A 24,119-nucleotide genomic window follows, 5' to 3' on the forward strand; every position below is an offset into this window, starting at 1 on the left:
CGGCTGGGCTGAGGTGTCGCCGGCCTCGCTGCGGCACCTCGACCCCGGGAAGCCCGCGTCCGGAGCCTCTGTGAGCGCGAATGATCAGGTCAACGCCGTCGGAGCCAGCCGGCCGGGTGTGCGCTGTGAGTTTTCGTGAGCGAGGCAGGCGTTCGCCAGAGCACACAAACGCGGCCTTTTAGGTGTCAGCGCACACCACGCCCGCACCGCAGCCCGCAGCACCACGGCGCCCGTTCAACTCGCCGGGTCGTCCCAGCCTCCACCCATCCCCGTGCCGGTTCGGCGTCGTCGATGATCCGCCGTCGTCCGGGCGACGGCGCGGGGATGGCCTGGTGGCGGCCTGCGAGCCACTGCACCGGCTGGCCGCCCAGAGGCGGCACGGCCGCCTCTGCTGTCTCCATCACCGGAAGGACCGCCCGCACGATGAGCACCCCTGACCAGCACGCCACCCACACGACCCCTACCCACTCCACCGGCGACGGCTCGCGCGAGACGTGGACCGCGGCGCGGATCCGCGCCCTGGGCGCGGTCACCGATCTGGGCACCGCCGCCAGGATCTTCGGGCTGTCCCGATCCGTCGCCTACGACCTGGCCAAACGCGACCGGTTCCCCGTACCGGTGCTGCGCTTCGGCAGCCGCTACCGCGTACCGGTCGCGGCGATCCTGACCGCCCTGCACCTGCCCACCACCGACAACCCCGGGCCTCCGACAGGGCCGACCGAGGGCGACTTGACCCCGGGTGGAAGTCACGCGTCGATCACCCCGTACCGAATCCGCAGCCCCCGGCTGCCGCACACCCCGACCGAAGGGAACACCTGATCATGGCGGACGGATCCGTCTTCAAACGCTGCTCCTGCCGCGACCGCGACGGCCGTAAAATCGGCAACCGCTGCCCCCAGCTACGCCGCCCCAGCGGGGCGTGGAGCCCCACCCACGGCCGGTGGGCCTACCAACTCGAACTGCCCACCCACCCCGGCAAACCCCGCCGGCAACTACGCCGCAGCACCTTCGACACCCGCGACGCCGCCACCGCCGACCGCGACCACGCCAAAGCGCTCCTCGCACTCGCCGCCGACGACCCGGCCGTCGCCGCCGAGATCGCCGACCTGCTGCTCACCGTCACCTCCGGCGCCCCGCTGCCGGACCGCGACACCATCGCCCGCCGCGTCCGCGCCGGACTACCGGCCACCGTCACCACCACCGTCGGCGAGTACCTCGAGTCGTGGCTGGCGTCGCGCCGCAACCTGCGCAGCGTCCAACCCAACACCCTGCTCGCCTACGAGTCCCACATCCGCACCCACCTGATCCCCCACCTCGGCGCCATCCCGCTGGTCAAGCTACGGGTGGAGCACATCGAGGCCATGTTCACCGCGATCGCCGACCGCTCCACCGCCATCGAGATCGCCCGGCAGAGCGACAAGCCGTGGATCCGCGCCACGGTCCGCGGCCGACGCACCACCAGACCGGCCAGCATGCACCGCATCCGCGCCACCCTGCGCAAGGCGCTCAACGACGCCATCCGCCGCGGCAACCACCGGCTCATCGACTTCAACCCCGCCGCCCACATCGAGCTGCCCTCCGGCGTACGCCCCAAAGCCCGCGTCTGGACCGCCAACGCCGTCCAACGCTGGCGCGACACCGGCGAGCGGCCCAGCCCCGTCATGGTGTGGACACCGCAGCAGGCCGGCGAGTTCCTCGACCACGCCGAAGAACACGACCCCGTCCTCTACCCGCTGTTCACGCTGATCCTGCACCGGGGCCTGCGCCGAGGCGAAGCCGTCGGACTCACCGACACCGCCGTCGACCTCGACAACTCCCTGATCCACGTCACCCAACAGATGGCCACCCACGGCTACACCCCCGTGATCAAGAAGGTCAAGTCCGAGTCCGGTAACCGGATCATGGCCCTGGCCAGCATCACCCGGGCCGTCCTGCGCGCCCACCACACCCGGCGCGCCCAATGGAAACTCGCCGCCGGCCCGGCCTGGCCCGACACCGGGCTGTTCTTCGTCCAACCCGACGGGCAGCCCTGGCACCCCAACGCCGTCACCGACCGCTTCGAGAACCTCGTCCGCGACGCCGGCCTACCCCCGATCCGGCTGCACGACCTGCGCCACTGCGCCGCCACCTACCTCAAAGCCGCCGGCGCCGACCTCAAAGACATCCAGGAACTCCTCGGCCACTCCTCCGCCGCCATGACCGACGTCTACACCTCCGTCATCGCCGAACTCGACGTCGAACGCGCCAAAGCCGAAGCCGCCGCCAAACTCCTCCCCCGCCGGCGCAGACGCGCAGCCTAGGGAAGTTCCGTGCCAAGGTCGGGCGGCAGCCACGGCTCCCGCCCGGCTCTCGTCCTCGAAGACCGGCCGCAACGAGGACATCCCACCCATCTGCGGCGGCGGCCCGCCCGAATCTCGGCCGGGATCCTGGACACACATCACCATCGCGCAGGAACGGCGGCGACCCTCAAAGCCGATCGCGAAGCTGCCACCAAGTTCGAGACCATGGACCACGGCGGGGCTCGGCGAAGTCATCGCCTCCCCCGCGCCGCTGGACATCGGCGTCAACCGCGGCCACGTCATGTTCACCCACAACGCCGCCGTCGGATGAGCGGCGCAGTGAGCGGCTCCGGCAGCTCCACAACGAGCCGTCGAAGCAGAGGAGACAGGATCAAGAGCAACAAGGATGGACTTCTGCCATCGACCCTCCCCGCCCGGGAAGCGCGCCAGCCGCTCCGGCCTGTGCAATACGTCTACTCACCCAAGTCCTGGACGCCCGCCCGCCAGTTCCCGTGATGACCTGGAGAAGCGATGACAGTTCCGCACAGCAACAGCATCCGCAACCACTGGTACTGGCGGCCGGGCTGGGGCGTCGGCTCCCGCTTCTACGCCTGGCACATCACCTTCGACGGGCAACCCGAGGTCGCCGAGCTCGCCGACCGGCACCGCCCACTACTCTCCCCGCACCCCAGCCTCGACGTGATCCCGAGCCGGTGGCTTCACCTCACCATGCAGGGCCTCGGCTTCGTCCAGGACGTCGCCGCCGCCGACGTCAACGCCATCGTCGCCGCCGCACGGGACCGCTGCGGACAGCTCGCGCCCTTCGCGCTCACCATCGGCGCGCCTCACGTCGACCCCGAGTCCATCCAGATCGCCGTCGCCCCGGTCGAACCCGTGCGGCAGCTACGCGCCGCGATCCGCGCCGTGATCGCCGATGTCTGGGGAGCCGACCGGGTTCCGGAGGCCGTCGAGCCGTACCACCCGCACCTCAGCCTGGCGTACACCAACACCGACGCTTCCGCGGTGCCGCTGATCGAGACTCTGAAGGACGCACCGAAGATCCACGCCGACGCCGTCATCGACTCATGCCAGCTCATCGTCCTCCATCGCGACGAAGGCATGTATGTCTGGGAGCCCTACGCCACCGTGAAGCTCGGATCGTGACATCGGCCGCGGCAGCGGGCGGTGGAACAGAGCTGAAGCTAAGGCGTGCGCACCACAAGATCATGGCGTGGGGCTGTGAACTGGTTTTCCGCCAGCACGTGAGCATCCATGGAGCCGGTCGCGGGGCGAGCCCTGTTGCGCAGGGGTGCACCCAGAACAGTTGACGATCATGTAGGTCAGGACCGAGACGACTTCAGCTCGCTCGCCACGCCGCAGGCCGCAAACTCTGGCCCGGTCCTTGTGCAAGAACGGGCAGCGGCGAACGGCCGGGACGACGTCTCTGCGATAGCGCTGGGACACGCCAGCTCAAGAGGCTTCGGCCTAACAGTGCAGGGTGAATGGTGATCGGAGCCGATCTCGCTGCGCGCTGACTCGTTCTCGACACTCGGACGCCGCGGGGTTCGCGGCTATGAGCGTGTGTCGGCTTATCCGGCTGGTGAAGTCCACCCTGCGGTAAGGGCGATGATGTGAGCGGTCACCAATTCAGGGTCGATGAGTTGATGAAGGTGTCCGCCGGGCGCCTCCGCGATGCTCCAGCCCCGTGTCCGTGACTCCTGCGCCATGCGGTCGTACGGCGGCCCGAACAGCAGGTAGGCGCATGGCCGGTGGTCCCAGCCCGGGGGCACCGGGATTTGCTGCTCGTAGTAGCTCACCGGGAGCCGGGGCTGCTCGGCCGCGACCAGTGCTCTGGTCCGAGGGTCAGGAAACAGTGATGCGACGGTCTCCTCTTCCCACCATTTCGTCCATTGCGGCAGCCGGCCCTCCGCGGCGATCGACCGCAGGTAGGCCAGGCGCTCGGGTGACGCGGCAGGCGTCGGCCCGCAACGCGAGGGCAGACTGGCATCGACGAACACGCACCCCACGACCGGCCGGCCGACCGCCGCTACGACAGGTGGAACCACAACGCCGGCGTTGCTGTGGGCAACCAGCACGATCGGCTGGTCCTGCGGCAGGTCGGAGACGCTGTCTTTGACCACGGCGCCGATCTGTGGCCAGAACGGCGGGTCGTCGACATCGGTCACGTGGACCATCGACGGGACCACCGTAGCCACGCCCAGTGCCCTCAGCTTGGCCGCCACCGGAGCCCAGGTCAGGGGCCCCAGCAACAGGCTGTGCAGAAGTACAAGCGTGGGCTTCACACATCCACCCTCCACGACGGCGCCGGGCGACCGCCACCCACATGGCAGGGCCCCGGCAAAGTCGTCAGGTGATGCCGAGCAGTGCCAGCGGGCGGATGCTGTCGCGGGCGTGATGCCGGTTGGCGGCGGCGATGTTGGTGACGCCAGCGGTGCGGAGTGCGCCGATCGCGGCGTTGCGTAGAGCGGCCATGACCTCGGGTCCGGTGCCGGTGCGGATCTGGCTGCGGTCCTCGTCGTAGGTGACGTCGCGGACCCAGTGGACCTTGTTCTCGATCGACCAGTGCTCGCGGGTCCACGCTGCCAGTTGTGCTGGTTTTGCCTGGTGGACGCGGAGGTCGGTGATGGCGTAGACGGTCTCGGTGGTGAAGCGTTTCGGCTGGTCGAGGCGGCGTCTGCGGCGGCGGATCTGGATGGCTTGGGCGGCGTGCGGGAAGTCGATGCCGGTGGAGATCGTCAGGATCTTGCAGCTGCGGATCTCGCGGCGGCCGTGTCCGCGGTCGGTGTCGCGGGTGGCGTCGGGGACTGCCCGCCAGGGCAGTGCGGTGAGCTGGGCGTGCAGGTGGGGTTGGTTGCCTTTGACGGTCAGGATCCAGTGCGCGCCGCGCTCGGCGAGGTAGTCGACATGCTCGCGTTGGCAGTGCAGGGCGTCGGCGGTGATCACCGTGTCGCGCAGGTCGCTGATCTGGTCGAGCAGCGGCGCGAACCGGGTGATCTCGTTGGTCTTGCCGTCGACGTCGATGCTGGCCAGGACCACACCGGTGGCCTGGTCGCAGGCGGTCATCACGTGCCGGGCAGGGGTGTCGGTGGTGCGGGAGCCGCGCAGGGTCTTGCCGTCGACGGCGATCGCCCGGCCGGCCGTTGAGGTGGTGGCGGTGGCCCGGCCGGCGAGCCAGACACTGATCGCCGCGGTCAGTAGCTGCGGGTCCATGGCCTGTAACAGCCGGCGGATCATCGCCTCCGACGGGCGCCGGTCGGCAGGCATGCCCAGGGCGAGAGCCGTCGTGGCCGGCACGTCGGCGACCCATTCGGCGATCGCGGCGTACGAGCGGTAGCCGGCGACCACAGCACACACGGCTGCGGTGACCACGACCGTCAGCCGATGCCGGACACCTCGCCGGGCCCGTGGATCAGGCAGACCAGCGAGCGCTTCGGGCAGCCCACCAGCGGTTTCGGCAACGGTCAGAGCCGGTGCGCAGGACAGGGACGAGATCAGCGATGATGGCAGCGCGGGCATGACTCACTTCGGGCGATCAGCATGGCGTAGAGAACCTTGATGATCTTCTGAGCCGGTCATGCCCGCCTTGCTGCCACCACCAACGGCGCTTCTACCCCAAGCCTCACAAGTCGGACACCGTTACGACTTTGCCGGGGCCCTGACCCACATGGGCGGCGTCCGATAATTTCACCTATCACACCCCCGCCCGACCTGCGGCAGATGTGCGCGCCGCTGCGCCAGGGTCGAATGCCGAAGTACACTTCAGGGACCGCTTCCAGTTGAACGTGAACGAGTTCGGCGGTGGAAATCTGACAAGCATTCCACGGGGCCGCCGGGTCCTCAGTGATCCGGTGATCGATGCTTGGCAGTACGCATGTCGAGGCACCACACCACTTAACCGCCCTACCCGAGACACGTAAGAAAACCGGTTGTTGCCCGACAACGAAAGAACTAGGGTCCGCTCAGCATCGAAGCACCAACGAGCGGAGTCGCATTTCATGTTCGACGACCTCCTCCGCGCCAGCGCGGCACTACTCCATGAGATCAGCGTGCAGGTTCAGGACGTGCGCCACAACGAGCCCGCCCCCGGCTCGGTGTGGCGTCTTGAGACGGCGCTGGATGCGACAGTTGGCGACGAGGGTTTCCCAGTGCCTTACAGCTTCGCCCATCACGTGCACCGCACGCTCAACTACGCTGCTGCCGAACGCCTCGAAACTCTTTCGTGGTGTGTGCAGCCCGGCTTCCCGCAAATCCTCAGCGCCATCGACTTGGCACGCGCCGCAGCAGAAACAGCGAGTTTGGCGGCGTGGCTGGGTCGTCCGGAAGCGGACGGCGAGGCCCGGCTTCGTCGTCTGATGTACATGGTGCAACGGGCGGATGGGGAGCAACGTGGATTGCAGACAGCGCTGGGCGTAAAGCTGTCATCGAGTTCGAAGGCGATCCTCGACTGGGCTGGCCGCAGGAGGCTGCGTGCCGAGCGATACCCGTCTCGTGAGGCGCTGCTAGCTGCCGTCGATGAGGATGCCGGCTCCATACATTACAAGCGGCTGAGTTCGTTTACTCACGGCAACCTCGACGCCATGATGGCCCTCTACATCGAGATTGAGAAGGCTCAGAAGGGCGATAGCCGGCTCCTTGAGGTGCATGCCCTGTCGGTTGCGACTGTGGCAGCGAGTTACATGCTCGGGGGGTTAGCCTCGCTGGTCCGAATTACTGGTATCGGGCAGCCGGAGCTGGCGGCTCTCGACGAGAGGGCCGAGGAGATGGAGGAGGCTTTGGAGTGGGCTGCGGAACAGGTGCCCGACTTGGCGTAGTAATTGGCGCCCGGTCCTCCATCTCTCTACGGCAGAAGTGGCTGATCACCAATATTGGGTCCGATTCGCAGCACACGCACCACGGCAGATCCGGGCGTCCGGCGATGGGTGTTGCAGCGTGATGCTTGGTCACCCCGGGGGGCTGGCGAGGTGGACGGCTTGCCTTGCCGAGTGTGTCGCCCCGTGTGATGGAATGACTGCATGACGATCTTCTCTGTCGCACCCCGAACGGATCCGTCACCGGCCGGCCATAGAGACAGTCACTTCCAATTCCTCGATCGCGTGTCTGGGTCGTATTGGGACCAGGTCCGCGACCTGGTCGAAGACTGGTTCTCCCGCCTATGCTCCGACGCGCAAGCCGACGTTCAGGGCCGTCTACGGTCCAAGGCGACCGCCAGTTCAGGGGAGCTTTCTTTGAGCTGTACCTTCACGAGTGCCTACTCCGGATGGGCTACTCCGTAACCTGCCACCCGCAACTTGAGGGGACGAGCAGGCGGCCGGACTTCCTTGCCCAGAAGGACGGTCGGTCCGTCTATATCGAAGCTCGGTCGGCCTCACCCAGCGACGTCGTGGTCGGCAAGTCGGCCCGGGTAAACGCGGTATACGAGTCGCTCGACAAGTTGGTTAGCCCAAACTTCTTCCTCTGGATCAACGTTGCTATGCACGGTGAAGCCCCGCTCCGCGTGCGGCCGCTGCGGGGCCGTTTGGAGAAGTGGCTTGGCGGGTTGGACCCGGACGACCACACCCTGGAGGGCAAGCATCGCGACGACCTTCCTGGGTTCATCCACGAGGACGCGGGTTGGAAAATCGACTTCCGTGCGATCCCCAAGTCGCCCAAGGCCCGCGGCAGGAAGGGTGCAAGGCCGCTCGGCATCTTCGGGGGTGGCGAGGCCCAATGGGTACAAGACGAAGAGGGGATCCGAGGCGCGTTGGCCGACAAGGGCTCGGCCTACGGCTCGCTCGATGCGCCGTTCGTCGTCGCAGTCGCCTCGAGCAGCATCTCTCTGGATGACTACGACGTGATCAACGCCCTGTACGGCACCGAGGTCGTCGAGATCCGCACCTACGCCGACGGTACGCAGTCAACCGCAATGGCCCGCAAGCCCGACGGTTACTGGTACAGGGGCAACCGCTGGGATCACCGTGGTGTGTCAGGGGTCCTCGTGGTCAAGAATCTTCACCCCGCCTTCGTCGGCAAGCAGCAGCATACGATCTGGGAGCACCCTAGCCCAGAGCAAGCCGTTGATGCGTTGCCGATGTGGCGGCGTGCTGTCCCGGGTGCGGACGGGGACATGACGTTCGTCGAGCCCGAGCGCTCGCAAGCTTATTGGTTCGGCGTTGGCGACCCGTGGCCCGTGGGCGAGCCCTTTCCGACAGAGTGAGCGCTCGCGGACGCCCGGCGGCTTCAGCATCTTCAACACGGTTCCCGCGACACGGACCGGAGCGGGCAGAGTACCCGAGGTCGACTTACTCACATCGGCCATGAGCGGATATCCACTGCGTTCGTGGGCTCAGGCTGCAGCAGAGGGGGGTCAGCGCCGAGATGGCCGCTCCCTCCAGGTACCCAACCGATCTGCCATCGGTCGCGAGACCATCACGGCTGAAAGGTCCGCACGCACCAAGCCGCAACGCGCACGGACCGGCTACAGGCGCCCGCTGGAGCCGGGCGGGCAAATCAGGCATATGTGGGCCGCCTGGGACTCGAACCCAGAACCTAAGGATTAAAAGACCACAGCTTTGTCGTAATTACATCTACGGCCAACGATATAAAACCCGCCTTGACCAGCGCATTAGCTAAGGATCTTGGTGCTGGCGTCGGGGCTGGGTGATCCCCGGGTGATCGTCCGTCTGGTGCGGTCCCGATCCGGCCACCACTGGTCAGTCCGGGCCCGTGTGCATCAGTCCGGCCGCGAGATGCCCTTGCACTAGGGCGCGACGGTGGATCCGGGCCGACCTCCGCAACGCGTTCGAGGGTCGCCTCGGAGAGGGCGTCGTGCGCCTCGGCCGCCTCTCTTTGACCAAGCTCCCCCGAGTCTGCGTCAGAAGCGGAAGCCAAAAAGTCCACCTTCATCAAAGCTGTCGGTGAGCCGTTGTTCGAGGACGTGGCCGGCCGGATCGAAGCCGCGGCGTACGGCTTTGTCAAGTTCGTCGGAGTTCAGCGTGACGATGTACTGGAGCCCTTCCTGACGACTCACTTCGGCTGCGAGGGTGAGGGCGCGGGCGAGCTGGCGCTCGTCGACGCCGTCATAGAGGTGGCTGTCGTGGACGAAGAAGTCCGGTGCTCGCCCGCTTCGGTGCGCTAGGACGGCGACGGTCAGGTCGAAGCAGAAGATGACCATATTGCCGATGCCGCCGCTGTTGTCGCTCGCGATGTGTGTCTCGATCTTTAGGCTGGTTTCGCCTGGACCGATACGGAGGTACGCCTCGCGGTTGGCGCCGTAGAGGGCCTGGGCGTACTGAGCGAACAGGACGACCGCATCGTTGACGATGGGTCGCCGCTCTTCGATGTCGGTCTCCATCTCCTGTTGGAGACTGACGCGCTGTTGTTTGATCTCGCGACGGTTCGATTCGAGCGCCTGTGCTGCGTCGAAGCGGTGTCGTAGGGCTCCGAGTTGTGCCTGTTCCTGGGCGAGGATCTGTTGAAGGGTGGTCAGTGCGTCGAGCGCGCCGCCTTCGTTAAGGGTGCGCAAGGTTGCAGCGAGTCGGTCACCGAGTTGTTCTCGCTCGGCTTCGCGTTCCTGGAGCCGTGATCTGATCGCCGAGGCCTCTTCGTCCAGGTACTGGCGCCGGTTGCGGACAACGGATCCGTGGAACGCCCGGACGTCGTCGAAACTTCGGCGCACCTGGTCGCCGAGCACCACGCCGAGCTCTGCGTAGGCCGTTTCGAGGTAAGCGAGATCGGGATCTATGGTTTCGTCGACGGCCCGTTCCAGGTCGGCGAGGTTGCGCCGGTCGATGACGTCGTCGTTGCGGAGCTGGCGGATTCGCTGGTCGGTCTGGTCGGCTTGGGCGCGGAGGTTGTCGTACTCCGGAACCACTCGGAAGTTCTCGATCCGTCGTTGAATCTCCGCAACGCGGTGTTCTGCGATGGCGATCTGGCCTCGGAGCTCTGCGGTCTGACCGATGATTCGTCCGAGAACCGGGTCGGAAGCGGCTTTACGGAGCTGCTTGCTGACGGCTTCGCGGGCCTGTAGCTCGCGGTAGCGATCGGCAAGCCGCCAGTCCAGTCCGAGTAGGTATGCCAGCGACGTGGCCGCTTCAGCATTCGCTTGGCGGGCGAAGCTGCGGGTGGCCTCGTTGAAGGCGTGCGATCCGACTCTCCGCATGAGGAAGCTAAAGAGGCTGCGGCCGGTGATGCCCGGGTGGTCGGCAGGAAGGTTGAAAAGATCCCTTTCGATAAGTGTTTGCCACTCAGGCAGCGTGACCTGACCGTCGCCGAAATCAAGTTGGTCCGAGCCGACACCCGAAGGCAAGGGCCGTAGGCGGATGGCGCCGGCATTCGCTCCAGTGCGTTCGACGGTCAGCTCTTCGAGCAGGCCGGGCCAGTCCAGGCTCAGCGCGAACGTTGTCTGCCGAAGCCTCGGGTGAGCCGGTAATGAGTTCTTGTCTGCGCCGCTGCCCAGCAGGAAGTGCAACAGTTCGATCATGCTGGACTTGCCGGCACTGTTACGGCTGTCGGTCTCGGCCGAAGCGCCGGTGGTATCCGCGACCAGGATGTTTAGGCCAGGGTGAAAAGTCAGGGCCTTGAAACGTGGATCATCCGCGGTCAAGTGCCGCAGCATCTGCCCTCCTCCTGACCAGGAGTTCGTTGTCCAGCTCGACAACTCCGAGGGCATACAATAGATCAAGAGCTAGCACAAACCACCAGAAAGGTACAGGGGCATGGTGATTATGACTGCGACGCCATTGCTGCAGTCTCGCCCATGCCTGGCTCACCGTGAGCGGCCCGTCAATGATCTCCAGGATCTGGGCGCCCACGGCGATGAGCGAACGCTGCGGCGTGATGCCCTTGGTTGGGATGATCATGTCAGCGAAGGTTCCCGGGCTGGCGGGGTCCAACCGGTTGGCGGCTCCGCGAGGATGTCGCAGGTCTCGAAGAAGTAGGCCAAGACAACGGAGAGGGCTCTCGCACTCGCGCGGTCGAGGTGGCGGTTGCCCGCTACGTACTTTTCAAGCTCGTAGATTACGTCGGCCGCCGCCGGGTAGACCGTCGCGATCTCGCGGTAGTAGGCGTTGAAGTCGGCTGCAACCTCGTCTCGCTCGGTGACGTCCGTAAGCCCCTGGTAGTACTCCTCCACGAGGTGGGTGTGGAGCATCCCGCGGCGGAGCATCTCCCGATCATCCTCGTCGAGCTGGTTATAGTCCATCTTCAGCGCAGACACCTCCCGCGGCGACTGCTGTCCGTTGGCCTGCCGCCGGCGTTCGACGAGATGGTCCAGGAGGGGCTTGAGGTCTTCCAAGCCCACGCCGTAGACGACGTCCTCTACCGGGATGGGAGCGGCGAAGACCTCTTCGATCTGATACTTCACCAGCCGAAACAGCTCGCCAAGCAGCTGACGCGGCCCTAGGGTTTCGAACGCCAGCGGGGCGTGACTGCGGCGCGCTTGCGCCAGCAGTTGGGTGATCTCCGGGTGCAGTCCGCGCCGCGGGTCGTTATAGACAAAGACGAACGTCTGGAACTCACCCGCTCGTTTGGCCAGCGCGCCGGTCAGGTCTCCGGTGAACTTCTTCTTCACGTCTCGGGCGCTGTCCGCGTCGAAGGTTTCGGGCGCATAGCAGGCGTACAACTTGCCGTCGTGAAGGCGCAGGCCGTCCGACGAGAGATCGCCGATGTTCCCGTGGGTCCGAACCTCGACGAAGTCGCTGTAGCGGGCGGTCATGATGCGGATGAAGAAGTCCTCGAACGCGGATCCGTTCAGGTCCGCCATCCGATCGCGGAACATGGTCTTTACGAACATGCGTTCCGTGAAGCTGAGGACCTCCACGAACACCTCCAACCCGACAGCGAGTACCGAACGTATCCGGTCAGTGTGGATGGGTAAATGACCAGAACGGCCAATGGCTCCCAAGCAGTGTCGCGTCGGGCGCGCGCATGACCGACGTCGGCGGACATGGTGTGGTCTGTTACCCAATCTCGGTGCGGCTCGCCGCGTTCCTCGGCTATACCCGCGATCGACACCTTGTTCGCCCTGTGGTGGCTGATCGTTCGATGTGGCCTGCCGCTACGAGTCCACGAAGGCCCACTGAAGGCTGCCATCAATCGCCGCACCATCGCCCGGGATCGACCCCACCGTATGGATCCTGCGTCTGGGCAGGTTCGCCTCTACCTTGTGGGCGGAGTCCTGTCGCTGCCGTTGTCGCGTGCGGCCTCCTCAAGCTGAAGGAACTCGTCAATGATCTTTGCCAGGCTGCGGCGCGCTCCGGGAGTTTGCAGTCTGTCGAAGGAACGGGCCATTACGCGGGCTTCACGACTGGCGGTATCGGGTTCGTCGTCGCCAAGGAGGTAGCCGGCGGGCACGCCGAAGAAGGCAGCGAGAGCGCGCAGGGTGGTGGCGGTGGGGTTGATGCGGGGCGCGACGAGGAGTTTGCGGAGACCTTCAGCAGTCACGCGGTGACCGCGGGTCGCCATCTCGCGGGCGATCTCGGTGTAGGGCGGCGTGCCCCGATACCGCTCCTCGAAGAGTTCGCGCAGTCGGGCCTGGATCACGCGCGAGGCGACCTGTTCCGCCCGGTCGTCAGCCTGATCAGCCATCCGACGCTCCCAACTCTGGTTGCTCCTTCGCCAACCATGGTTGACGTAGTGAAGGTTCCGTGCTTAGCTCTGCACATCGCTGCGGCAACTGTGGTTCGGTGTAATCGAACTGAAGTTGTTTGCAGCGTAGCGGATCGGGGCTGTTGTGCGCGAGCGAGTACCCCCGGTCTGTCGGTGTCGACGTCTGAGGGGGACCCGTCGTCGCCGTTGACGCGCCTCACCTCCCATCCGGCGAGGTCTGTATAGACATCGCAGGCTGGCCAACCAGACGAGGCGGGTCAGCTAGACGCCGGCCTCATCCCGCCCGGGGTGCGGCGGCGAGCAGGGACCGGCGTGCGGGAGAGGGCCGGCGCCGGTCCCTTGCCCCCGATGAACGACGTCACATCACGTCCTGGCAGCGCCTCAAGAATCCGGCCTCGTGTCAGGCCGACCGAGCAACTGCCGGTACACCAGTGGAGGGAGATGTCTCGTGATCAGACACCGGCAGGTAAGCGCAGACGCCTCGGGCGCAGGCCACCACAGGCGTCGGGTCATCCGACGTCGCCTGGGTGGTCCAAGCGTCGCGCTCGGCAAACCAGTCGACGCAGTCACCAGCGATCTCCGGCAGCTACGACGTGACATCGATGTACTTATGGACGCCCGGGGCGAGCCGCTCTCAGATCCGCTGCGCCACGGCCCGGGTGTGCTGGTCCTGCCGGCGGTAGCGGTGGATGTAGCGGGGCCAGCCTCGCTGCTTGCCTGGGCGGCGCTGCTGTGCGTGTCTGCGCTGATCGCGACCTCGTTCGCGGCGTTGGGCAGCCACTACCCGGACTCGGGTGGGGTGTCGTCGTTCGTCGGGCGAGCGTTCGGTGATAGCGCGGCGACGGTCGTGGGGTGGTGGCTCGTGGCGGCGGTGCCCGCGGGTGTGGTCGCGGGAGCGGTCACCGCCGCTGGCTATCTGGGCGCCGTGTTCCACGCCACCCGCCCAGCTCTCATCGGCATCGCGGTCAGCGTGCTGGGCGCGGTGTACGGGGCGAACCTGCTGCGGTTGCGCGTGTCGGCCCGGGCCCAGGTCGTGCTGACCGCCTTAGTGGTGGCGATGCTCGTCATGGTCCTCGTCGTGTCAGCGCCGCACGTGGACCCGGACAACGCCACCCCGTTTGCACCACACGGCCTGGCCGGTGTCGGCAGCGCCGCCGCAGTCCTGTTCACCTGCGTCTGCGGGTGGGAGGCCACGGCCAATCTGTCCGCCGATTTCACTAGCGCACGGCAGGTACGCCGCACGGCCTTGGTGAGCGTCGTGGTCGTCGTCGTTCTCTACGCAGGCTTGGCCGTCTGTACTGTCGGCGTCCTCGGCGCACAGGCCGGCCGCGCCCCGGCGCCGCTCATGCGGCTACTCGGCTCAACTGAGAGCGCCTGGACGGCCGGCGCGGTCTCCATGACCGCCGTACTGCTCACGGTCGCAGCTAGCGTCACCTTCGTCGCAGCCAGCGCGCGGACCGCGTTGTCCGTCGCCCGGCGTCGCCACCCAACTCTACTGATGGCCACGCACCACAGCGCCCTGCAGCGCTCGGTGACCCGGCAGAGCGCCGCCGCTGCCGTCGTCGCCGCAGCCGTCGCCCTCACGCCGAGCCTGGTGACCGTGGAGACCTTGATGCGCATCTTCGCGGTGCTGCTGGCATGCGTCACTCTGGCCGGCCTCGCCGCCGCGGTACGGCTCCTCCCGACTGTCCGCCACCGTGGATGCGCCGTTACCGCGGCACTCGCGGTCGGGGCCGTCACCGTGTTCGCCGGCCTGTTCCTCCTCGCTCCCGCAGCGGTCGCGACAGCAGCGATGCTGGCTCGCCGCAGACGATCGCCTGAACCGTCCTCACCACCACTGCAGGAAAAGGGTTCCCGGATTGACGACGCGACCAGTCTCTACGCGGCATCCATGAAAGCACAGATCCGATGACGACCGCGACCTCCACGTCACTAGCGCTACCTACGGCGTGGCCCCGAGCAGCGGGTTGGCGGCTGGCGGCCCTTTACGGGCCGGGCGTCTACGGCGTTACCGCCGCAGCAGTCGCTCTCCCCGCGGCTGCCGGCCCGCTGCGCAGCGGTGGGGCGGGAATCGCCTGGATCTTGACCGCCTACGCCGCTGGCATGGGCGTCGGAGCCGTCACTGCGGGCCGCCTTATTGACCTGAAGGGTGATCGTGATGTTCTTGTTGTCACGGTTTTGATCCTCATCGCCGGCGCGATGCTCTGCCTGATGGCGCCGAGCCTGCCTGTTCTCGTCGCCGGACGCGTCGTGCTGGCAATCGGCTCAGGCGCAGCTAAAGCAATCGCCCTGGCCGGCATCGCCCGGTTGCCGCCGGCGAGGCGTCCAGCCGGGCTAACTGCCTTCGGAGTCTGTCTCGCAATGTTCTGCGCCACCGCCCCCCTCGCGGGTGCTGTAGCTGCACATCTGAGCTGGCGAGCACCACTAATCCTGCCTGTACTCTCCATCGCCGTCGCCCCGGTGGGCTGGTCACTGACGACCAGACTGGCCACGCCAAGACCGATCGATTGGAAGGGAGCTGGTCTGTGTGCCGTCACTGCTGCTGGACTGCTATTGGCCGTGCAAACTCTCTCTTATCAAACACACGCGGTACCTGCTACTGCTGCCGCTCTGACCGCAGCCACCGGCATCGCCCTCGCCGCGCGCTCCCGGCACAGCCAACTGCATCAGTTCGTCCCGGGCGAAGTCATACGCGCGGGCTGGTTCTGGTGGGCAGCCGCCACGGGTGCCGGAGCTTACGCCGGCTTGTTCGCCATCTGCTACGCCGGCCCGTCCCTACTCCACCAGCACGGCTTTACCACGATGGGCATAGGCGTACTCCTGCTGCCCAGTGCCGCGATCGCCGCAGGCTTGACCCGCACCGTAGGTCGCCTCGCCCGCCGTGTGTCAGCTCGACGGCTGCTAACAACTACGAGCGTCCTACTTGCCGTCGCACTCAGTTGCACCGCTGCCGCACCCCATCCCATCACCATCGTCTGCTGCGCAGCCGTCGCATTCACGGCGTCAGCTTCCGCACAGATGCTGCTCAACGTGCATGTAAGCGGGCACAGCCACGACGCGGCACGCAGCGCTGCGGTCGGGCTGCTCGCGCTCACCCTCTTCCTCGGTGGCGGCTGCGGCACCGCAATCCTTGTGGCCATTTGGCAACTGCATGGGCTCGTAGCAGCAATGGCCGCCGTAGCGGGCCTGGCGCTCATCGGCGCCGTTGCCGCCCGTCAGCTACGTGACTGAAGAGCAAATTCGGTGAGCTAACCGACCACGAACCCGCGGAGCGAACACGACGCCGCCGCGCCGCCGGGAGCACCATTGTCCAGCCGGACCAGCGTGCGGATCTGGGCGGGCTGCAGCCCAGTGAACGGAAATATCCAAGCCGAGCGAGCTGCCGAGATCACCTGCACCCCCGGCATCCTGCCCCACCCTCCTCAACAGACAGATTCCTGGGGCTGCGAGGTGTCGCTTCGCAGAGTTTCGTCTGTCCGGTCTCAGGGGGTCACTTCACAGTCAGTCAGTCAGTCAGCGCCTGCGCCGGCCCGCCTTGCATAGCCGCATACGTCGTGCACCCAGTAGTCCAGATACCTGGCCACGGCCTCGCGATCGGCAAGGTCCAGCGATAGCCACTCCCGCGCCGCCCGGGCCATCTCAGCTGCGGCCTGCTCATGCTCATCAGGCTTGAGCTCCACCCAGTCGGTAAGTTCGCCCCAGATGAGGTACACGTAGCCAGCCGGATCCACCTCGATCGACGCATGCGCAGACACCCCATGGATGTAGACGCCGAGCGATGGTCTGGGCTGTTCGACGAGCTGATGGACGTGGTGGGTTACGTTTCGGCCGGCCGGAGCCGCGCCGGCGGGTACGGGACTTCATGACCGGGCTGCTGGCGCCGTTGCCGGCCGAAACCATTGAAGTAGCGCGGCGATGGTGACGGTGACGGCTTGGTACGAGGTGGCGGTCTTGTTGAAGCGGGTGGCGACGCTGCGGAACTGCTTTAGCCGGTTGAAGCACCGTCGACGACGTTGCGCCGCTTGTAGAGCTGTTTGTCGTACATCGGCGGCCGGCCGTCGTGACGGCGGTCATGTGCGCCACCACCAGGGGCACGGTGGTGCCGGTGCCGGTGCCGGTGCCGGTGCCGGTGCCGTCGCCGGAGGACAGGTCGACGTCGAGCCGGGAACCCACCTCCGAACGGGCGAGCACGAGGACCGGCCCCGGCGGCATCGGCTGACTCACGGAGCCGTATCCAGGTCATCCTCCTCGGGCAGATCCGCATCCGTCAGCTCGCCGTACATCAGCTCGATCGCTCTTGCTCTGGTGATTCGGCTGGCTCGCCATGCCTCGATGACCGCCTTCGCATAGCCGGGCGATACGCGCACCGAGGCAAGATCCGGCTGCGGCGCCCAGGCCAGGGCTTCCATGAACTCCGCCCGGGTGGGCCGACGGAAGCTCCAGGCCTGGCGTGTCGCGGCATCGATCAGCCCGGCCCGCTCAGCCTGTCGCAGCGCCAACACCCAGGAGGTGCGGTAGCGAGCTGCGTAGGAAATCAGGCGTTCCCGACTCGCGTGCCCACCGCGCCGGGCCCCGGTCATCGCATCGACCGGTAGCAGCAACTCCGCGGCGAATGCGTCGATCACCCCTTCGCGTTCCGCGCGAGACGTGCTGACTCCAAGGTCACTAGAATATTCGTCGCCTACAACCAGATGGCCCAGCTCATGTGCGACGGTGGCTCGCCGGCTAGCAGGATCGGCTTCCGTGCTCACCACCGCGACGGCCAGATCTCCCTCGACGAGGGACGCGCCATCGCCCGGCAGGTCGGTCACCAGCACCCACTGACCTGTGCGCTCGCAGAGATCCATCACGCTGCCGACCGGCTCACTGCCGAGACCGATCTGCTGTCGTAGCCACCGGGCCGCTTGCCTCGCGTCAGCCTCGGATGCCACCGTACCGGGGTATCGTAGTAGCGGAGCTGTCCGCAACGCGCCGACGGCTACGAGTTGCTGCACGTTACGCAGCCACTCGACCAGGGCGATCTCCATTCGCTCCGAGGATCGTGCGGCCGTCGTGTCGGTCTCTTCGGTCAACATCGCGGCCCGTCGGGACAGCACCGCCGGCCGCGGCTCGATCAGGTACTCCATCGACACCCTGAGCGCACGGGACAGACGTGCCAACTCCACCCCGTCGAGACGCCTGCTGCCCGCCTCAACCTTGGCCAGCATGGTTCGGTCGAGCCCCACGCGGTCGGCGAGATCCTGCTGCGACATGCCCACTGACAGACGCGCCTGTCGCACCTGCTCTCCGATGCGGCGCCAGTCCTGCTGCTCCCCGGCCATGGTGCGATAATCGCACAACTTGAGCACGGAATGGGTCAACGCAAAGTCTGAGATTGCGACCAGGGGCAGGGGCCACACGCGGACAGCCACCACGCCGCCAGTTCGGGTGATGAGCTCAGCGCCCACCGGGGCCCCCGCCTAGCGCTAGGCGGGGGCCCCGGTGAGGGCGTGACCTTCATTTTGAGCTCGCCGGCCTACCAATCGCCTACGGCGGTGTAGCCGTAGTACTCGCCCATGTCGATCCGGATCCAGATGTAGAACCTGGTGCCGTCGGCGACATTGGTGGCGATGTTGCGCCATTGGCCGGCCGGGACGCGGGTCCAGCCGTTGCAGGTTGCGCGTCCGTAGAAGTTGACGCAGGCGTCGAAGGGACCGAAGTCGTCGTTGTCTCCGGTGTTGCGGACCTGGATGTCGCGGCACTGGCTGGTGGTGCGGTAGTAGCTGGGGTACGACGGGTAGCTGAAGACCTCCGGTCCGTTGTACTGCTGGTAATAGTCGGCGGCGCCGAGTTTCGCGCTGTACGGGGCGGTGCGGCAGCCGGCGGCCTGCGCGGGAGCGTTGACGGCGACGAGGCCGGCGGTGACTGTCGTTAGGGTGAGCGTGGCCGCCGCAAGAAGCCGGGTTAGACGTCGCCGTGGCGGTGTGGTGGTGCGTGCGGACATGTGTCCTCCCTGGGTTGGTGACGGGTGGCGTCAGTGGCCGGGGGGACGTCGGCGTGCTGACGTGGTGAGGGTCGGTGGCCGGGCGGCGCCGCGGCTGTGAGGGTGACGCTGTACGGGTCTGGACGTAGGGCTGGGCTGGGCTGGCGGCGGTCGTAGTAGCGGCTCCAGGAAGGGTCCTGGGGAGTCATGGGGTAGGAGTTGAGCCAGCTCCAATCGCCCGTGACGGCACGGCCAGCGGCCTCTTCGTGCTCGACGAAATGGGCGAAGGAGCGGCTTTCCCGGTGGTGGTCGGTGACGGAGATTCCTGCGACGTCGAAGCTGTGAAGTACGGCCTCGTAGAGGGTCAGCAGTGCCTTGTCCGCGCGTAGCCGGTCGCGCTCGGGCAGGCCGAGGCCAGCGACGATGACCGGAAGTTGGTGGTAGCGCTGCCGGTCGGCGAGATTGCGGGTGGCGATCTCGCTGGCCATGAATGTGCCGCTGAACGGGGCAGGGAATCTCAGCCCGCCGAGGTGCAGCGTCATGTTGCTGATCACAGGTATGGCGGGCCAGCGCAGTCCGAGGTCGCCGATCCAGGGGTGGTCGGGGTGGATGATTGGTACTTCCCGGATCCGATCGTGTGCCGAGGGCAGCAGGTGGAGTCGGCCGTCGGCAGTGGCGGCAATCCAGGGCAGGAGGTCGAATCCACTGCGGCGGGTGGGACCAGGCCAGCCGAGGCGGGTGGCCAGTGCGGTCAGGGGGCCGTTGGCGGCGTCGCCGATGGTTCCGACGTCGTCGGTCCAAGCCGCATAACGGGCCAGTTGCGGGCTGACGATGCGCCAAGGCGGCGCGGTTGTGCTGGTGGCGGGTGCGAGAACGGTGAGCACCGGGCGGACATGGCCGCCGCCGGTTGCCTCGTCGAGGTGCCCGGCCAGCGCGCCGCGGAGGCCCTCGAGAGTGATGATGTGGCGGTGGTCGCGGACGGTGAGGCTGGACCACCGGGACCGGCCGATGCAACGGTCGGAGTTGCGCCAGGCCACCTGCGCTCCGAAGTTCAGCTCGTCACGTGTCGGCTGCCAGGTGCCGGTAGCCGCGATGTCGGCGCGCACGGCCCGCCATCGATCAACGAACCCGGTCTCGGCGGTCTCGTCATGTCGCTGTCGGAGAAAGGCATGCGCCTCAAGAAGTAGAAGGTCCACGCCGACATCAGCGGCAGCAATCCGTCCCGCATTGGTCATCGAAAACCTCCGCGAGGGCTGGAACCGGGGTCCTCGAATACGGCGCTGTCGCGGCCGTGTAGGAGGTAAGGGGTGCCCGGTGTGGCACCAGTGCCGCGCTGCCGCGTACCGAGCATCCGAACCGCAAGGCGGTAGTGGGTACGCCGCCACTGGTGCACCGCGCCCGTGAACTGGCGCATCCCGTCGGCGAGGACCGGCGCTTCGGCCAGGACGTTCCGGTCGACCTGCAGGGCAGTGAGGGCGTCGACGACGCTGACCTGCCCGTCGTGGATGCGGGCGCCCACGTCCGGCACAGATCGGTATGCCGGCGAGAGCAGACGCTCCGCCTCGGGGATTCGGCACAGCGATTCGACCAGTTTGTAGGCGCGGGACTGGATCGCGCTGGCGCCGTCGGTATGGATCCGGAAGCGGTGAAAGGCGTCGGGCTGCATGGTCGCCAGCAAGGACCATAAAGGCGCGGTCTCGCGTAGCAGGGTGGCGGCCAGGGTTAGCCGCACCCCCGCCGAGGTCAGTCGGTCGTGTTGCACGGCGCTGATGGCGGCGGTGAGGTCGACGGACAGTAGCCCGAAGGTCACCTCGAATGCTTGCAGGGTGCGGATGAACAGCAACTCGTCGTGAACCGTCGACACCGGCAGCAGGCTCGTGCGCAGCGTCAGCCCCTCGGCGGGGGTGCGGTCGATGCAGACCATCGTGACGAGCCGGCGCGCCAGCGCCACCGGGTCGTCGACGTCTCGGATCGGGACGCTGAGCCGGCGTAGGGCGGCAGCGGCAGCCCGCACAGCGTGGTGCAGCCGTTTACGCGCCAAGAGCGGCGAAGGAGGAAGATCACGCGTTGGCTGGGGTGGACCTTCGAGGGCACGCAGCTCGGCGGCGACAAGATCACTGATTAGTAGGACGTGGAGCCGGTCCCGGCGGGCCAGCAACCGGTCCGCCGGTTCCGTGGCCGTGTCTGGGTCCGGCACGGCCAGTAGGCGCAGGGCCAGGTAGGTGCGGTAGTCGAAGCGGTGGTCTGTTCTGTCAAGCGCAGTGTCCAGGAACGTGGCCAGGAAGTCTGTGGGCCCGGCGTACTCGGGCAGTCGTTCTCGGGTGCGACTGAGCAGCGAGGTCCACTCCTGCGGCACGAAGCGCTTGCCGTGGTGGTGATAGGCGTCGACCACTCGGTCGTAAGGGAAGTGGGCGGCGCGGGGCGTGCCCTGCGCAAGCCAGTGCCGAAGCGGCGCCGGATCCATCATCGCCCTCCGCTCTGGTTACGGTGGTGACGCCGGTAGCTGACGACCGACGCGCACGCTGCGTCGATGTCGTCGTCAGTGGTGTAGGCGTGCGTGGCCAGTCGCAGCACCCGACCACGTGGGGCGGCGAGAATTCCACGGTCACCGAGCCAGGCTGCGATCGCGTCGGCGTCGGGGTCGAACAGGGCCACGTGCGCGCCTTGCGCGTCAGGGTGCGCCGCCGTTCGTAGGACCTCGCCGTGGGCGGACAGTCGTCGGGTGGCTGCGGTGATCAGTTGCTGGGTGTGGCGGCGGACCTGCCAGAGGTCGAGGCCGTTGACCAGGGTCAGGCCGGCGACAGCGGCGTACATCGCCGCTGCGGCTGGGGTGCCGGTCTCGTAGCGGCGGGCGTGCGTGGGAAAGTCCACGACGGTGGCCCGGAAGTCGAAGGGCCGTACGCGGCCGAGCCAGCCGGTCAACGTCGGTGGCGGACCATCCGGATCGCGGACGTAGAGGAATGCCAGTCCGGGGAGTCCCAGGAGGTACTTGCCGGTGCCAGCGACGAGGTAGTCGCAGCGCAGCCCATCGACGGTCAGGGGCATCACGCCGGCCGCCTGGTAGGCGTCGACGAAGACCGTCGCACCCACGCTGTGGGCGGCGTCGGCGATGCGCGCGACATTGAGGTGAACCGCGTCCCGGTAGGTGACCGCGGGAACCGACACCATGCCGATGCGGGGGGTGATCTGCGGCAGGTAGTCGTCCGTCTGCGCGACACCGTCGCAGGAACCGACCCACCGCACCCGGGCCTGCAGCCGGTTCAGCCAGGTGTGCGCGATGCCGGGGAACTCGGCAGTCGAGGCGAGCAACTCTCGGCGGCGCCGCCACCGGCGGCTGCTTGCCACCTGATAGGCCGCGACGCTGGCGTTGGGCAGGATCGCGATCTGGTCGGGGTGGGCGCCGATGAGCTGCGCGAACAATCGCCGAGCCTGGTCGGCCTGCTCTTCGCATGCCCGCCAGAAACCCGGTCGGGCCAGATCATCGAACATCCGGCAGAGAGCTTGCTCGACCTCGATGGTGCGAGGCGCAATGCTGCATGCCGCCAGGTGCGACGCCCCGTCGGCGGTAATTAGCCGCTGGCGCAGCGCTGCGGAGCTGGTCAGGGTTGCCGGCTTCATTGCGGCTGCCGCTGCGGGCAGGAGTCGGCGGGCGCCTGCGTCAGCGTCGACCGTGCTTCCCATAGGGTCGGGAATCGCCGGTGGCTGATCAGGGCGGGCAGGCTGTCGATCGGGGTGTGGCGGGTGCCCAGCACGCCCTGGCCGATGACGCGGGTGGCGATGCTGTAGTGCTCGGTACGCCAGAGCGCGATCCGCTCGTCCAAGTCCACCAGCGCTTCGGCCAGCCGGTACAGCGGATCCCACGCCGCTGCCTGGTACACCTCGACCGTGGTGAGGCGACGCGCGGACAGCAGGCGGCTGAACGCGATGTCCAGTTCCGTCGTGGCCGTGCGCAGTAGCCGCCACCCGGGGGACTCAAATCCCGATCCGGTGCCCAATGCGGGTCTGATCGTCGCGAAGTGCGCGGGCGGCAGGGACCGCAGGATGCGCAGATGTTCGGTGATCAGCCGCAGCGCCTCCGACGCGCGGTCGATGAGCAGCTCCGCCGCGCTGACCTGGCCGGCGCCGAGGTGCGCCAGTGCACGGGACAGGTGAGATCGGGTGAGCTTGAGCCACAGCTCGCTGCTTTGGTGCACGATCTGGAACAGCAGCTCATCCGGGTGGACCCACTGCGCCGGCTCCTTCTGCAACGCCAGCAGCTCATCGGTACGCATGTAGCGGGCGTAATCAGTGGGAGCGGCACCCGGCAGCACCGCGTCCAGCGGTGATACGGACATAGTCGGGCCTCCAATGGTGTTAGTAGGAAAGGATGGCTTCGCTCATGCGCGCAACGCGTCTAGCGCGGATGCCGCGGCAGCAGTCAGCCCGGCGTTCAGGCCTTGCGGTGGATCGGCACCGGGCCGCAGCGGCACCGCGCTCACCGTGAGGTACAGGTTGGCGTCGTAGGTCACGACCGTGACGCCGGTCAACGCATCGGTGTAGGTGTAGGCGGCGGATCCCAAACCCGCTATGTCGACGACTGGGCCGGCGCTTTGCTGCACCTGCCGCAACCCCTCGTACATCACCTGGCCCGAGTCCGTGTCCCCGAGATCGGCGCGCACCGTCACGACCAGACCGTCAGGTGCCCGCCCGAGCGTGATCGAGCAGGCCACATTGGCACGGCCCGTTCCGGCGGGGACGTCCCGCCGGTCATCGTTCGGTGCCACGCGGGCGGCGAGGTCGCGGACGTCCAGGCGAGCGCACAGTGAGCTGACCGACCGGTAGGTTGATCCAGGCCGAGCCTTCGTGGGCTGACCACCGGCGGACGGCGCGACTCCGGGCGCGGATGACGACCTGCCGGGGGTTGAGGATGGCCCACTTCCGTCGGCCCCGGCGCATCCTGTGGCGAGGGCGCCGACCAGGCCGAGAGCCGCCAGCCTTAGCACAAGCGGCCGGCCATTCGGCGCGCTCTGCGGAAGTGACGGTGCTATCTGTTGGTGTGCGATCATGCTCTGAACAGGCATCGTGGCGGCTCCAGGACATGCGCCATCAGCCCATCGCAGATGCTGCGGCCGGGCCGATGAAGTCGGATTGTCTGGCGATGGCGGATGGTGCCGCCAACGACATCTAATCGACCATGGGAGGGCCCGCGCCGTCCAGGATTGCTGCTAGCCCTAGCAGCTTTCTCAGTCTGCGGGCACCCCGGCGACGGAAGGCTGAACTGCTGTAAGAGCTGC

General features: G+C 67.2%; 22 protein-coding genes and 2 pseudogenes. 8 read left to right on the forward strand and 16 right to left on the reverse strand.

What is annotated here, in order from left to right:
• Positions 1 to 423 precede the first annotated feature (423 nt).
• The 3 genes from O7618_RS24065 to O7618_RS24075 all read left to right on the forward strand — a co-directional run bounded on the left by O7618_RS24065 (position 424) and on the right by O7618_RS24075 (position 3,443).
• Entirely contained in the window at positions 424 to 819 is a 396-nt protein-coding gene (locus O7618_RS24065) for a helix-turn-helix domain-containing protein (protein WP_245716391.1), read from the forward strand.
• 2 nt (positions 820 to 821) lie between these two features.
• Positions 822 to 2,300: a tyrosine-type recombinase/integrase gene (locus O7618_RS24070; RefSeq protein WP_278108389.1), complete on the forward strand. Its 1,479-nt coding sequence runs from the start codon at positions 822 to 824 to the stop codon at positions 2,298 to 2,300.
• 510 nt (positions 2,301 to 2,810) lie between these two features.
• Positions 2,811 to 3,443, forward strand: a complete 633-nt coding sequence (locus O7618_RS24075; protein ID WP_278108390.1) for a 2'-5' RNA ligase family protein — start codon at positions 2,811 to 2,813, stop codon at positions 3,441 to 3,443.
• A 425-nt stretch (positions 3,444 to 3,868) separates the two neighbouring features.
• Here O7618_RS24075 and O7618_RS24080 read toward each other — a convergent pair whose 3' ends face one another.
• Both O7618_RS24080 and O7618_RS24085 read right to left on the reverse strand, forming a co-directional pair.
• The gene (locus O7618_RS24080; RefSeq protein WP_278108391.1) at positions 3,869 to 4,582 is read right to left on the reverse strand and encodes an alpha/beta hydrolase; all 714 of its coding nucleotides are present in this window, start codon (positions 4,580 to 4,582) and stop codon (positions 3,869 to 3,871) included.
• 64 nt (positions 4,583 to 4,646) lie between these two features.
• Positions 4,647 to 5,816, reverse strand: coding sequence for an ISAs1 family transposase (locus O7618_RS24085; protein ID WP_278104995.1), 1,170 nt, complete (start codon positions 5,814 to 5,816; stop codon positions 4,647 to 4,649).
• Between the two features lie 479 nt (positions 5,817 to 6,295).
• Between O7618_RS24085 and O7618_RS24090 the strand changes: the two genes are divergently transcribed.
• Both O7618_RS24090 and O7618_RS24095 read left to right on the forward strand, forming a co-directional pair.
• Entirely contained in the window at positions 6,296 to 7,111 is an 816-nt protein-coding gene (locus O7618_RS24090; RefSeq protein ID WP_278108392.1) for a hypothetical protein, read from the forward strand.
• 446 nt (positions 7,112 to 7,557) lie between these two features.
• Positions 7,558 to 8,493, forward strand: a complete 936-nt coding sequence (locus O7618_RS24095; RefSeq protein WP_278108393.1) for a hypothetical protein — start codon at positions 7,558 to 7,560, stop codon at positions 8,491 to 8,493.
• A 657-nt stretch (positions 8,494 to 9,150) separates the two neighbouring features.
• On the opposite strand, the gene O7618_RS24100 is transcribed toward O7618_RS24095, so the two are convergent.
• From O7618_RS24100 to O7618_RS24115, 4 genes are all read right to left on the reverse strand, one after another.
• On the reverse strand, positions 9,151 to 10,893 hold the full coding sequence (locus O7618_RS24100; RefSeq protein ID WP_278108394.1) for an ABC-three component system protein: 1,743 nt from the start codon (positions 10,891 to 10,893) through the stop codon (positions 9,151 to 9,153).
• A complete protein-coding gene (locus O7618_RS24105) occupies positions 10,868 to 11,137 on the reverse strand; it encodes an ABC-three component system middle component 6 (protein WP_278108396.1) in 270 nt (89 codons plus the stop codon). The genes O7618_RS24100 and O7618_RS24105 overlap by 26 nt, the downstream gene beginning before the upstream one ends.
• Complete coding sequence (locus O7618_RS24110; RefSeq protein WP_278110134.1) at positions 11,134 to 12,102, reverse strand: ABC-three component system protein; 969 nt, start codon at positions 12,100 to 12,102, stop codon at positions 11,134 to 11,136. The genes O7618_RS24105 and O7618_RS24110 overlap by 4 nt, the downstream gene beginning before the upstream one ends.
• A gap of 332 nt (positions 12,103 to 12,434) precedes the next feature.
• Positions 12,435 to 12,863: a hypothetical protein gene (locus tag O7618_RS24115; protein WP_278108397.1), complete on the reverse strand. Its 429-nt coding sequence runs from the start codon at positions 12,861 to 12,863 to the stop codon at positions 12,435 to 12,437.
• 631 nt (positions 12,864 to 13,494) lie between these two features.
• On the opposite strand from O7618_RS24115, the gene O7618_RS24120 reads away from it, so the two are divergent.
• Together O7618_RS24120 and O7618_RS24125 are read left to right on the forward strand one after the other, a co-directional pair.
• Positions 13,495 to 14,796 (forward strand): APC family permease, encoded by a 1,302-nt coding sequence (locus O7618_RS24120; protein WP_278108398.1) that lies wholly within the window; start codon positions 13,495 to 13,497, stop codon positions 14,794 to 14,796.
• Positions 14,793 to 16,115 carry an MFS transporter gene (locus tag O7618_RS24125; protein ID WP_278108399.1) on the forward strand — a complete coding sequence of 441 codons (1,323 nt, stop codon included), beginning with the start codon at positions 14,793 to 14,795 and terminating at the stop codon, positions 16,113 to 16,115. Before O7618_RS24120 ends, O7618_RS24125 begins: the two co-directional genes overlap by 4 nt.
• An 80-nt stretch (positions 16,116 to 16,195) precedes the next feature.
• Here O7618_RS24125 and O7618_RS24130 read toward each other — a convergent pair.
• The 3 genes and pseudogenes from O7618_RS24130 to O7618_RS24140 all read right to left on the reverse strand — a co-directional run.
• Positions 16,196 to 16,282 (reverse strand): annotated as a pseudogene (locus tag O7618_RS24130) (IS5/IS1182 family transposase); the annotation flags it as partial.
• A gap of 111 nt (positions 16,283 to 16,393) precedes the next feature.
• Positions 16,394 to 16,639, reverse strand: coding sequence for a hypothetical protein (locus O7618_RS24135; protein ID WP_278108400.1), 246 nt, complete (start codon positions 16,637 to 16,639; stop codon positions 16,394 to 16,396).
• 105 nt (positions 16,640 to 16,744) lie between these two features.
• Positions 16,745 to 16,932: pseudogene (locus tag O7618_RS24140) on the reverse strand (hypothetical protein); the annotation flags it as partial.
• A 12-nt stretch (positions 16,933 to 16,944) separates the two neighbouring features.
• On the opposite strand from O7618_RS24140, the gene O7618_RS24145 reads away from it, so the two are divergent.
• Positions 16,945 to 17,103, forward strand: a complete 159-nt coding sequence (locus O7618_RS24145) for a hypothetical protein (protein ID WP_278110253.1) — start codon at positions 16,945 to 16,947, stop codon at positions 17,101 to 17,103.
• A 1-nt stretch (position 17,104) separates the two neighbouring features.
• Here the strand turns inward: O7618_RS24145 and O7618_RS24150 are convergent, their stop codons facing one another.
• The 7 genes from O7618_RS24150 to O7618_RS24180 form a co-directional block, all read right to left on the reverse strand.
• A complete protein-coding gene (locus O7618_RS24150; protein WP_278108401.1) occupies positions 17,105 to 18,331 on the reverse strand; it encodes an XRE family transcriptional regulator in 1,227 nt (408 codons plus the stop codon).
• 68 nt (positions 18,332 to 18,399) lie between these two features.
• Positions 18,400 to 18,867, reverse strand: a complete 468-nt coding sequence (locus tag O7618_RS24155) for a hypothetical protein (RefSeq protein WP_278108402.1) — start codon at positions 18,865 to 18,867, stop codon at positions 18,400 to 18,402.
• Entirely contained in the window at positions 18,828 to 20,081 is a 1,254-nt protein-coding gene (locus tag O7618_RS24160) for a nitric oxide synthase oxygenase (RefSeq protein ID WP_278108404.1), read from the reverse strand. The genes O7618_RS24155 and O7618_RS24160 overlap by 40 nt, the downstream gene beginning before the upstream one ends.
• On the reverse strand, positions 20,078 to 21,313 hold the full coding sequence (locus O7618_RS24165) for a tryptophan 2,3-dioxygenase family protein (protein WP_278108405.1): 1,236 nt from the start codon (positions 21,311 to 21,313) through the stop codon (positions 20,078 to 20,080). The genes O7618_RS24160 and O7618_RS24165 overlap by 4 nt, the downstream gene beginning before the upstream one ends.
• The gene (locus O7618_RS24170) at positions 21,310 to 22,464 is read right to left on the reverse strand and encodes an aminotransferase class V-fold PLP-dependent enzyme (RefSeq protein ID WP_278108407.1); all 1,155 of its coding nucleotides are present in this window, start codon (positions 22,462 to 22,464) and stop codon (positions 21,310 to 21,312) included. The genes O7618_RS24165 and O7618_RS24170 overlap by 4 nt, the downstream gene beginning before the upstream one ends.
• Entirely contained in the window at positions 22,461 to 23,180 is a 720-nt protein-coding gene (locus tag O7618_RS24175; RefSeq protein ID WP_278108408.1) for a tryptophan 2,3-dioxygenase family protein, read from the reverse strand. The genes O7618_RS24170 and O7618_RS24175 overlap by 4 nt, the downstream gene beginning before the upstream one ends.
• 42 nt (positions 23,181 to 23,222) lie before the next feature.
• Entirely contained in the window at positions 23,223 to 23,510 is a 288-nt protein-coding gene (locus O7618_RS24180; RefSeq protein ID WP_278108409.1) for a hypothetical protein, read from the reverse strand.
• Positions 23,511 to 24,119 lie beyond the last annotated feature (609 nt).

The sequence above is a fragment of the Micromonospora sp. WMMD980 genome, from assembly GCF_029626035.1.
Taxonomy (GTDB): domain Bacteria; phylum Actinomycetota; class Actinomycetes; order Mycobacteriales; family Micromonosporaceae; genus Micromonospora.

Excerpts from the sequence above, each read along its gene's own strand:
- O7618_RS24170 (WP_278108407.1), bottom strand. The coding sequence starts at position 22,464 with ATGAAGCCGGCAACCCTGACCAGCTCCGCAGCGCTGCGCCAGCGGCTA.
- O7618_RS24070 (WP_278108389.1), top strand. The coding sequence starts at position 822 with ATGGCGGACGGATCCGTCTTCAAACGCTGCTCCTGCCGCGACCGCGAC.
- O7618_RS24090 (WP_278108392.1), top strand. The coding sequence starts at position 6,296 with ATGTTCGACGACCTCCTCCGCGCCAGCGCGGCACTACTCCATGAGATC.
- O7618_RS24175 (WP_278108408.1), bottom strand. The coding sequence starts at position 23,180 with ATGTCCGTATCACCGCTGGACGCGGTGCTGCCGGGTGCCGCTCCCACT.
- O7618_RS24120 (WP_278108398.1), top strand. The coding sequence starts at position 13,495 with ATGGACGCCCGGGGCGAGCCGCTCTCAGATCCGCTGCGCCACGGCCCG.
- O7618_RS24105 (WP_278108396.1), bottom strand. The coding sequence starts at position 11,137 with ATGATCATCCCAACCAAGGGCATCACGCCGCAGCGTTCGCTCATCGCC.
- O7618_RS24095 (WP_278108393.1), top strand. The coding sequence starts at position 7,558 with ATGGGCTACTCCGTAACCTGCCACCCGCAACTTGAGGGGACGAGCAGG.
- O7618_RS24160 (WP_278108404.1), bottom strand. The coding sequence starts at position 20,081 with ATGACCAATGCGGGACGGATTGCTGCCGCTGATGTCGGCGTGGACCTT.
- O7618_RS24155 (WP_278108402.1), bottom strand. The coding sequence starts at position 18,867 with ATGTCCGCACGCACCACCACACCGCCACGGCGACGTCTAACCCGGCTT.
- O7618_RS24085 (WP_278104995.1), bottom strand. The coding sequence starts at position 5,816 with ATGCCCGCGCTGCCATCATCGCTGATCTCGTCCCTGTCCTGCGCACCG.
- O7618_RS24115 (WP_278108397.1), bottom strand. The coding sequence starts at position 12,863 with ATGGCTGATCAGGCTGACGACCGGGCGGAACAGGTCGCCTCGCGCGTG.
- O7618_RS24100 (WP_278108394.1), bottom strand. The coding sequence starts at position 10,893 with ATGCTGCGGCACTTGACCGCGGATGATCCACGTTTCAAGGCCCTGACT.
- O7618_RS24125 (WP_278108399.1), top strand. The coding sequence starts at position 14,793 with ATGACGACCGCGACCTCCACGTCACTAGCGCTACCTACGGCGTGGCCC.
- O7618_RS24075 (WP_278108390.1), top strand. The coding sequence starts at position 2,811 with ATGACAGTTCCGCACAGCAACAGCATCCGCAACCACTGGTACTGGCGG.
- O7618_RS24165 (WP_278108405.1), bottom strand. The coding sequence starts at position 21,313 with ATGATGGATCCGGCGCCGCTTCGGCACTGGCTTGCGCAGGGCACGCCC.
- O7618_RS24065 (WP_245716391.1), top strand. The coding sequence starts at position 424 with ATGAGCACCCCTGACCAGCACGCCACCCACACGACCCCTACCCACTCC.